The sequence below is a fragment of the Halogeometricum rufum genome (assembly GCF_900112175.1).
Classification (GTDB): Archaea; Halobacteriota; Halobacteria; order Halobacteriales; family Haloferacaceae; genus Halogeometricum; species Halogeometricum rufum.
The window spans coordinates 235,509-244,416 of the sequence record NZ_FOYT01000001.1; the positions used below are offsets into that span (position 1 = coordinate 235,509).

Annotated in this window: 9 protein-coding genes; 5 read left to right on the forward strand and 4 right to left on the reverse strand. The window is 71.9% G+C overall.

Features of this window, described 5'->3' with window-relative positions:
• The first annotated feature begins 170 nt into the window (after window positions 1-170).
• Entirely contained in the window at window positions 171-1,565 is a 1,395-nt protein-coding gene (locus BM310_RS01195; protein ID WP_089803920.1) for a signal recognition particle protein Srp54, read from the forward strand.
• A gap of 245 nt (window positions 1,566-1,810) precedes the next feature.
• Window positions 1,811-2,779, forward strand: a complete 969-nt coding sequence (locus BM310_RS01200) for an AAA family ATPase (RefSeq protein WP_089803921.1) — start codon at window positions 1,811-1,813, stop codon at window positions 2,777-2,779.
• A gap of 45 nt (window positions 2,780-2,824) precedes the next feature.
• On the opposite strand, the gene BM310_RS01205 is transcribed toward BM310_RS01200, so the two are convergent.
• The 4 genes from BM310_RS01205 to BM310_RS01220 are packed head-to-tail and all read right to left on the reverse strand — an operon-like array spanning window position 2,825 to window position 6,241.
• Window positions 2,825-3,544 (reverse strand): DUF7519 family protein, encoded by a 720-nt coding sequence (locus tag BM310_RS01205; RefSeq protein WP_143105086.1) that lies wholly within the window; start codon window positions 3,542-3,544, stop codon window positions 2,825-2,827.
• Entirely contained in the window at window positions 3,541-4,806 is a 1,266-nt protein-coding gene (locus BM310_RS01210) for a DUF58 domain-containing protein (RefSeq protein ID WP_089803923.1), read from the reverse strand. Before BM310_RS01210 ends, BM310_RS01205 begins: the two co-directional genes overlap by 4 nt.
• Window positions 4,803-5,408, reverse strand: a complete 606-nt coding sequence (locus BM310_RS01215) for a DUF7269 family protein (protein WP_089803924.1) — start codon at window positions 5,406-5,408, stop codon at window positions 4,803-4,805. Before BM310_RS01215 ends, BM310_RS01210 begins: the two co-directional genes overlap by 4 nt.
• A complete protein-coding gene (locus BM310_RS01220; RefSeq protein ID WP_089803925.1) occupies window positions 5,405-6,241 on the reverse strand; it encodes a DUF4129 domain-containing protein in 837 nt (278 codons plus the stop codon). The genes BM310_RS01215 and BM310_RS01220 overlap by 4 nt, the downstream gene beginning before the upstream one ends.
• 296 nt (window positions 6,242-6,537) lie before the next feature.
• On the opposite strand from BM310_RS01220, the gene BM310_RS01225 reads away from it, so the two are divergent.
• The 3 genes from BM310_RS01225 to BM310_RS01235 all read left to right on the forward strand — a co-directional run bounded on the left by BM310_RS01225 (window position 6,538) and on the right by BM310_RS01235 (window position 8,815).
• Entirely contained in the window at window positions 6,538-7,119 is a 582-nt protein-coding gene (locus BM310_RS01225; protein WP_089803926.1) for a magnesium transporter, read from the forward strand.
• Window positions 7,120-7,677 carry a magnesium transporter gene (locus BM310_RS01230; protein WP_089803927.1) on the forward strand — a complete coding sequence of 186 codons (558 nt, stop codon included), beginning with the start codon at window positions 7,120-7,122 and terminating at the stop codon, window positions 7,675-7,677.
• Window positions 7,678-7,738: 61 nt separating this feature from the next.
• Entirely contained in the window at window positions 7,739-8,815 is a 1,077-nt protein-coding gene (locus tag BM310_RS01235; RefSeq protein WP_089803928.1) for a nucleoside recognition protein, read from the forward strand.
• The last annotated feature ends 93 nt before the right edge of the window (window positions 8,816-8,908 follow it).

Below are 8,908 nucleotides of genomic sequence, written 5' to 3' on the forward strand. Positions count from 1 at the left end.
GTGCTTTGCCCGCCGGCGGTTCTCGGCCGGTGCGTCCGGCGTTCTCGTTCGTTCGACACTCGGGCACGACACCCCCTCCTCGCTCGCGGGCGGACACGCGGCTTCGACGGTCCGGACTCGGAATAGCGACGGATAAAGCCTTTACACCGGCGGCGGCGTAGGGAGAGACAATGGTACTCGACAATCTCGGGAGTTCCCTCCGCGGCAGTCTCGACAAACTGCAGGGGAAGTCCCGCCTCGACGAGGAAGACGTCGAGGAGATCGTCCGCGAGATTCAACGCTCGCTCCTCTCTGCGGACGTGGACGTGAACCTCGTGATGGACCTCTCCTCGTCCATCGAGGAGCGCGCGCTGAACGAAGAACCGCCCGGCGGCACGTCCGCCCGCGACCACGTCCTCAAAATCGTCTACGAGGAACTGGTCGGCCTCATCGGCGAGTCGACGGAGATTCCGCTGGAACCGCAGACCATCCTGCTGGCCGGCCTGCAGGGGTCGGGCAAGACCACCACCGCCGCGAAGATGGCGTGGTGGTTCTCCACGAAGGGCCTGCGCGCGGCCGTCATCCAGACGGACACGTTCCGTCCGGGCGCGTACGATCAGGCCAAGCAGATGTGCGAACGCGCGGAGGTGGAGTTCTACGGCGACCCCGAGGAGGAGGACCCCGTCAAAATCGCTCGCGACGGACTGGAGGCCACCGAGGACGCCGACGTCCACATCGTCGACACCGCGGGTCGGCACGCCCTCGAAGACGCCCTCATCGACGAGATAGAGCAGATAGAGGGGGCGGTGAACCCCGACCGCTCGTTGCTCGTCCTCGACGCCGCCATCGGGCAGGGCGCGAAGGACCAGGCGCGCCAGTTCGACGACTCCATCGGCATCGACGGCGTCGTCATCACGAAGTTGGACGGGACGGCGAAGGGCGGCGGCGCCCTGACCGCGGTGAACGAGACGGACTCGTCCATCGGCTTCCTCGGCACCGGCGAGACGGTGCAGGACATCGAGCGCTTCGAACCCAACGGCTTCATCTCCCGCTTGCTGGGGATGGGCGACTTGAAGCAGTTGTCCGAACGGGTCGAACGCGCGATGGCCGAGACCCAAGAGGAGGACGACGACTGGGACCCCGAGGACATCATGAAGGGGTCGTTCACCCTCAAGGACATGCAGAAGCAGATGGAGGCGATGAACCGCATGGGTCCGCTGGATCAGGTTCTCGACATGATTCCGGGTCTCGGCGGCGGGTTCAAGGACCAACTGCCGGACGACGCGATGGACGTCACGCAGGACCGGATGCGGTCGTTCGACGTCATCATGGACTCGATGACAGAGGAGGAACTGGAGAACCCCCGCACCGTCGGCGCCTCGCGCGTCCGACGCATCGCCCGCGGGTCCGGCAAAGACGAGGAGACGGTGCAGGAACTCCTCGAACAGCACAAGATGATGGAGCGGACCATCAAGCAGTTCCAGGGGATGGGCGACGGCGACATGCAGCGGATGATGAAGAAGTTGCAGAATCAGGGCGGCGGTGGCGGCGGCGGACTCGGCGGCATGGGTCCGTTCGGCGACTGACTGCGCCGTCCGACCCGCTCGACCCGTCTCCCGCGTTTGACCCCGCTCGACCCGTCTCCCGCGTTTGACCCCGCTCGACCCGTCTCCCTCGACATTCTCACCGCGCTGACACGCCGCTCCGGGTAGGAGGACCTTAACCGGTCCTCGACGCCCGCTCAGGCCGGAAGCCGACCGAACCCGCGCTGGGGACACCTGTCAGTCTTACCCGCTCTCTACTAATCCGCGTCCCCGCGCACAGTCCGCACATGCACGTCGGAGACTGCGCCAGTCACTGTCGGGACGTTCTGGACGAAGTGGGCGACGCCGTCGTCGCCGACCGGTCGGTGTTGCGGACGATTCTCCTCGGCTACCTCTCCCGCGGGCACGTCCTCCTCGAGGACGTCCCCGGGACGGGCAAGACGCTCACCGCGCGGTCGTTCGCCACCGCACTCGGCCTCTCGGCCTCGCGCGTGCAGTTCACGCCGGACCTGCTCCCGGCGGACGTGACGGGCACGCACGTGTTCGACGAACGCTCGCGGGAGTTCGAGTTCCAGTCCGGTCCCATCTTCGCCAACGTCGTCCTCGCCGACGAGATAAACCGCGCCTCGCCGAAGACGCAGGCCGCGTTGCTGGAGGCGATGGAGGAGGGGCAGGTGACGGTGGACGGCGACACGTACCCGCTCCCGGACCCGTTCTTCGTCATCGCCACCCAGAACCCCGTCGAACAGGAGGGGACCTTCGAGTTGCCCGAGGCGCAGAAGGACCGCTTCGTCGTCAAGACGAGTCTCGGCTTCCCCGACGAGGCGGGCGAACTCGAACTCATCGACCGGCGCGCCGAACGCCACGAACAGTCGCCGACGGCGAGTCGGGTCTGCGACGACCGGACGGCGACGGACGTCCGCACCGCGCCCGAACGGGTCCACGTCGAACGCGACGTGCGGAAGTACGTCGTCAGCGTGGCCCGCGCGACGCGCGAGGACCACCGCGTCCGGGAGGGAGTCTCCCCGCGGGCGACGCAGCGACTGTTCGAGGCGGCGCGCGCACTCGCGGCCATCCAGGGGCGGGAGTTCGTGACGCCCGACGACGTGAACGCCGTCGCCAAGCCCGTCCTCGCGCACCGTCTCACGCTCACGCCCGACGCCCGCGTCGGACAGGTCGACCAGCGAGGCGTCCTCGAAGACGTCCTCGACGGACTCACGGTCCCGTCGGTGAACGCGCGCCGACGGGCGCAGTAGCGGTAGTAGTAGTGAACTGTTTTCGACGGCTCCGCGCCGTCAGGCTCAGCGGTTCGAGAGGGCGACCAGCACCGCGACGGTGCCGCAGAGCAACAGCAGCAGTCCGACGAGGGGCACGTCGGTGACGTTCAACTCCCGGACGGCGAGCGTCGCGCCGACGATTGCGCCGCCATAGAGCGCCGTCGCCGCCGTCCGCGTCACCTCGACGGGCCACGTCCGGCCGCGCACGCCGACCTGTTCGCCGAGCGAGACGGCCCGTTCCCCGGCGTCCCACGCCACGACGGCGGCGACCATCGCGCCGAGGAGGGGGAGCGCGCCGACGTCGGTCAGCACGCCGCCGAGGACGACGGCGACGGTGAGGACGGCCGCTCCCGCGGTGACGAGGCCGCGGGCGCGGTCCGACCGGACGGGGGCGACGCCCGCGCCGAGGACGCCGACGCCCGCGACGCCGGTGCCGGCGACGAGTCGCGTCGGGAGCGTCCCCGGCCCCGTGGCGACGACGAGGACGCCGCCCACGACGCCGCCGACGCCCGCGAGGAGGAGGAGTCCGGCGACGACGGCGTGTCCCCGTCGGCGGACGGCGGCCGCCGCGACGAGGAGGGCCACGCCGCCCAGTTCGGCCGCGAGAGCGAGTTCGAGCGACGCGGCGTCGGCGAGACTCCCCGGTCCCGCCCCGCCGGCGGTGGCGGCCGCGACGACGCCGACGGCCGCGAGGAGAGCGAGGACGCCACCCGGACGGGTCGGCTGTGCCACGTGTCGAGTCACGCGACCCCCTCCCGCGCGCGGAGGAGTTCGGGTCCGAGCGGGTCCGACGGCGACCAGTCCACGACGCGGACGCCCGCGCTCCGGAGGCGGCGGATTCGCGCCGTCCGTTCCACCGTCGCCAGTCGTCCGCCCCGCGTCGCCGTCGTCGTCACGTCCGGGCAGACGACGGTGACGGCCGTCCCCGAGCCCTCCAGTCGGAGCGCGAACGAGGTCACCGCCTCGTCCGAGAGCGGCGAGAACAGGACCACCTGCGTCCCGGGCGAGAGCCGTCGCCGCAACTGCTCCAGTTGGCCGTCCGCCTCCCAGTCGGTCCCGGGCGACGGCGGGAGCGTCGAGAACGCGGGGTGACTCCCCACGCGCCGGCGCGCCCGGGCGAGGTGGTCGTCGCCGGCCCCCGGCGGGAGCCAACACGGCTCCCGTCCGACCGCCGCGAGGCCGACCGGATTCCGGCTGTCGGCCAGCGAAGTCAGGAGTTGCGACAGACCCTCGCGCCCGCAGGCGACGGCGTTCGGTTCGTCCTCGCCGGCCGCGCGGTAGGCCGACGCCCGGGCGTCGAGGCAGAGCACCACCGAGGCGAGACGCTCCTCGCGGAACTCGACGGTGGTCAGTTCGCCCGTCTTCGCGCGCCGCTTCCAGTCGATGCGGGAGAGTGGGTCGCCCGTTCGGTACTCGCGGGTCTGGTGGAACTCGGTTCCGCTCCCGCCCTCGTCCGTCGGGACGGTTCCGCTCCCGCGCCGGGTCTGCCGACGCAGGGGCACCTCGGGAACCGACGCGGCGCACTCGACGGCGGTGTCGGCCCGGACCGTCGTCTCAACCTCCGTCGCGCCGGTCACGTCGCGCGCGAGGACCGTCGCCGGGTCGAACTGGTGGCGGCCGTGTTCGGCGCGGACGGCGTACGTGAACGCCGTCGTCCCGCCGGGCCGGAGGACCGCGGCGTGTCGCGGCGTCCCCGAACTCACGGTGAGCATCGGCGGGACGCCGTCCACGAGGCGAACGTCGGTCAGCGTCTCGTCGCCGACGTTGCGGACGCGGACGGTCACGTCGACGTCGTCGCCGGCCGCGGGGTCGGTTGGTTCGACCGACCGCTCCAGTTCCAGTTCGACCGACGGCGCGGACGACAGCCACGGATAGGCCGCGTAGCCGACGCCGACGGAACCGAGGAGGAGGACGAGCGAATCCTGCACGAGGAGACCGGCCGCGCAGGCGAACAGGGCGACGGCGACGACGCCGCGCCACCGCCGCGTCCGGCGAACGGTCGTCATCGCTCGCCCCCGTCGACGCCCTCGCGCCGGCAGAGTTCGTCCACCGCGCGCTTCGCGCCGCGTTCGAACCGCGACCCCGCGGAGAGCGTCCCGAGGACCCGTCTCGTGGCCGGGACGCGGACGCCGTCGGAGAGGAAGGCGGCCGCCGCCGCGTCGTCGGTCCACGACCCGGCGGTCACGCGCGCCTGCGCCTCCTCGCGGGAACAGCCGTCACGGTGCATCACCGACCGGACGGCCGCCCGGCGGACCCGTTCTCGGACGGCGTCTCGCTCTTCGGCGTCGCCGCGGAACGGGAGTCGCGACTCGCCTTCGACCGTCCGGTCGAACGCGACGCCGGGGTGCGGCGCGTCCTGCACCGTCTCGGGGTTCGGCGGCGTCGCCTGGTCGACGCCCCCGACGCCGCGCAGGCCGAGGACGGCGACGACGACGAGGAGGGAGACGGCGGCGACGCCCGCCGCGAGGAAGTAGTCGTTGCCGGCGGCCGCGACGAGTGCGGCGGCGTCGGGTCCGCTGCCGGGTTCGCCGCCCGCGACGAGGACGATGGCGGCGGCGAGGCCGAGGACGCCGACGACCGCGACGGCGACACGTCCGTGCCGGCTCATCGGTCGCCCCTCCCCGGGTCGACGCCCGCGAGGTCCAACTGCGACAGTCCGCGCTCCATCCGGCGTCGACGCGCCGCCGTCACCTCGCCGCCGCCGTATCTGACCTCCTCGAACACGCGCCGGAGGCGTTCGACGCCGTCGGGGTCGAGGCCGCTCTCCACCGCCGCCGCGGCGCACTCCGCGGTCGTCCGCCGCCACGGGTCGTCCACGTCGGCGGCCGCGAGTACCGACACCCACGCGCGTTCGACGGCGTTCCGCGGTTCGGGTTCGCGCGGCGCGGCCGCCCCCTCGCGCTCTGTGGCCGGCGTGGCGAGGAGTCGGACGATTCGGTCGCGGTGGCGGAAGAGAAGCACGGCCGCCGCGGCGAGGACGCCGAGGACGACGAGGGAGGGGAGCCACGTCGCGAGGAGGTCGAGTAGCTCGTCCAGCAGGCTCTCGTCCGTCGAGGTGCCGCCGCTCCCGTCGTCGGACGAGGACTCGCTCGCGCCCGACGACCGGTCGCCGTCCGACGGGTCCGCCCGCTGGTCGCGTCGCTCTCCGTCGGCCGGCCTCGACCGCCGACGGTCCTCCTCGCCCGCACCGGGGTTCGCGCGTGGCTCGCCGCCACCCTCGCCGGCGGCGGGCCGATTGCGCTCCGCTCCCTCGTCCGACCGGGTCATCGCGCGCTTCAGTTTCCCGGCGTCGTCGGGGCTGATGGGGACGGTTTCGTAGTCGAGGTCGACCGCTTCGTCGGGCGTCGTCTCGAACGTCGTTTCGAGCGTCGTCGAGGCGACGCCGACCGCAGCGATACAGGAGCAGACGACGAGGACAGTGGTGACTGTGTGCAGTTTCATCGTTCGGGGTGCCGGCCGGCCGGCCGACTGTACCGCGGCGGCGGACAGTCGCCGTGGCCCGGAGCCCGCCCCGCGGTTCGCGTCTGCCGTTCCCGACGCGCGGCCCGGATAAGGCGCTTGTGACGTTTGCAGCTGAAACGCGGCGGTTAGTGAGCCGTTAGGCGTGAAACCGTCTGAAACGGTGCGGGACGCGCCGAGGGGAGTGTCCGCCGTCGCTCGAACCACGGCGAACGGCGGCGCGGTTCGCCCCGAACTGACACGTCCGACTTTTTATCCCCGCGCTCGTCGCCCCGTGTATGAGTGTCCGCGACGCGGCCGTCGAGGCGTACCGAGAGGCGCTCCCGGCGCTCGTCGCCAGCCTCGTCGGCGGGCTTGTCGCGGGTGTCATCCTCGGCGGCATGCGCGCGGAACTGCGCGACGTGCCGGGTCTGCTCGTCCTCGTCCCCGCCCTCCTCGCCACCCGCGGGAACGTCTACGGCTCCCTCGGCGCGCGCATCGCCACCGCGCTCCATCAGGGGCTCATCGAACCCCGCGTCACGGCCGGTGACCGACGCCTGCGCGCCGCCGCCGCGGCCGCCCTCGGTAACGGGCTCCTCGCGTCCACGTTCGCCGCCGTCGCCGTCTTCGTCGTCCTCTCGGCCCTCGGGAGCCGGGTCGCGCCGCTCCCGGTCCTCGTCGGCGTCGCCGTCCTCGCGGGACTGCTCTCGGGCGTCGTCCTCGTCGCCGTCGTCGTCACCGTCGTCTTCGCGGGCTACCGCCGCGGGCGCAACCCCGACACGCTGGTCGGCCCCATCGTGACGACGACGGGCGACGTGTTCGGCGTGCTCTTCCTCCTCGTCGCCGTCCGCACCGTGCTCGCCATCCGGGGGGTGCTCTGAGTGCCCACCGAGTGGACCGTCCGCGCCATCACGCGGGCGATGCTCCCCATCCTCCTCCTCCTCACCCTCGTGGAACTCGGCAGCGGACTCGTCCTCGGCAGTTTCGAGGCGGAACTGCTGGAGTATCCGACGCTGCTCGCACTCGTCCCGGTCACCATCGGGACGGCCGGCAACCTCGGGAGCATCCTCGCCGCCCGCCTCTCCACCGCGTTCCACCTCGGGACGCTGTCGTTCGACCCGACCGACGAGGAACTCGTGGGGAACGCCGCCGCCACCGTCGCCCTCTCGGTCACCGTCTTCCCCGTCGTCGGCGCGGGCGCGTGGGGGCTCACCGGCCTCCTCGGCGGGACGAGACTACCGCTGCGGACCGTCCTCGCGGTGTCGCTCGCCTCCGGCGTCGTCCTCGCCGTCCTCGCCGTCGCCGTCACGCTGGCGGCGACGTACGCCGCCTACCGGTTCGAACTCGACCCCGACGACGTGGTCATCCCGCTCGTGACGAACTCCTGCGACGTGCTCGGCGTGGTGGTGCTGTTCGCGTCGGTGCAGGTGTTCGTCTGACCCCGCGCCGTTCGACGCGTCAACCGACGCCGATTAGGTCCGTCAGTCCTCACCCTCACTCGTGCAGTCGGTCGACTCTCTCGCCACGCTGTGGCCCGTCTTCGTCGAGGTGCTCCCCCGCGTCGCCCGCATCGCCGCCCTCGTCGCCGTCGGCGTCTTCGTCGCCAACCTCGCCGTCGGGTTCGGTCTCGTCGAGTACGTCGCCGGCCTCTCGAAGTACCTCACCCGGCCGGCGAACCTCCCGGACGAGGTGGGGACGGCCATCCTCACCACCGCCGCCTCCACGACGGCGGGATACGGCATGCTCGCGGAGTTCCGCGAGTCGGGGCGACTGGACGACGCCGCCACCCTCGTCGCCGTCACCATCAACACGTTCTTCGGCTTCGTCCAGCACATCTTCACGTTCTACGCGCCCGTCCTCATCCCCATCCTCGGCCTCCGCGTCGGCCTCATGTACGTCGGCGCGCGGGCGGCCATCTCGCTGGGCATCACGCTCACCGGCGTCCTCGCGGGCGCTGTGTTGCTCTCCGATGCGAACGTGAGTGGGCGAAGCGCCCCCGACGCCGCGGGCGACGCGGAGAACACGGTCGAAGCCGACGGCGGCGAGACGGACGACGGCACCGCGACCGGTTCCGCGGCGTTCGACGACGGCCCGGAGACGACGCGCGGCGTCGTCCGCGAGGCGGGCGAGAAGACGTGGCCGAAACTGAAGCGCCTCGTCCCCCGCCTCGCCGTCGTCTACTTCCTCGTCACCGCCCTCGTGGAGACGAACGCGGCCGTGTGGCTGCTCGAACGGACGACGGGCGTCCAGACGGTCACGGAGGTGACCGGGTCGATGACGGCCCTGCTCGGACTCCCGGGTGCGGCCGTCCCCGTCGTCGCGGTGTTCGCCTTCGACACCACCGTCGGCGCGGCGACCATCGCACCTCTCATTGGCGAGACGTTCACGCCGCGGACGGCGGTGGCGACGATGCTCGTCGGCGGCATCGTCTCGTTCGCCGTCTCGACGTTCAAGCGCTCCATCCCGTTCCAGTACGGCATCTGGGGGGCGCGCTTCGGGTCGAAAGTCGTCGCCGTCAACACCGCGCTGAAGGTGCTGTTCATCTCGCTCGCGTTGGTCGTGTTGCTCGCGCCGTGAGACGGCCCGCACCGTGAGACTGCCGCCGCGTCACTCCGCGTCGGCTGCCGCTCGCGACGCCGCGTACGCCCCGAAGCCGGGGGCGGCTCTTTG

Coding starts and splice junctions, on each gene's coding strand:
- BM310_RS01210 (WP_089803923.1), bottom strand. CDS start 4,806: ATGACGACCGTTCGCCGGACGCGGCGGTGGCGCGGCGTCGTCGCCGTC.
- BM310_RS01215 (WP_089803924.1), bottom strand. CDS start 5,408: ATGAGCCGGCACGGACGTGTCGCCGTCGCGGTCGTCGGCGTCCTCGGC.
- BM310_RS01195 (WP_089803920.1), top strand. CDS start 171: ATGGTACTCGACAATCTCGGGAGTTCCCTCCGCGGCAGTCTCGACAAA.
- BM310_RS01200 (WP_089803921.1), top strand. CDS start 1,811: ATGCACGTCGGAGACTGCGCCAGTCACTGTCGGGACGTTCTGGACGAA.
- BM310_RS01225 (WP_089803926.1), top strand. CDS start 6,538: ATGAGTGTCCGCGACGCGGCCGTCGAGGCGTACCGAGAGGCGCTCCCG.
- BM310_RS01220 (WP_089803925.1), bottom strand. CDS start 6,241: ATGAAACTGCACACAGTCACCACTGTCCTCGTCGTCTGCTCCTGTATC.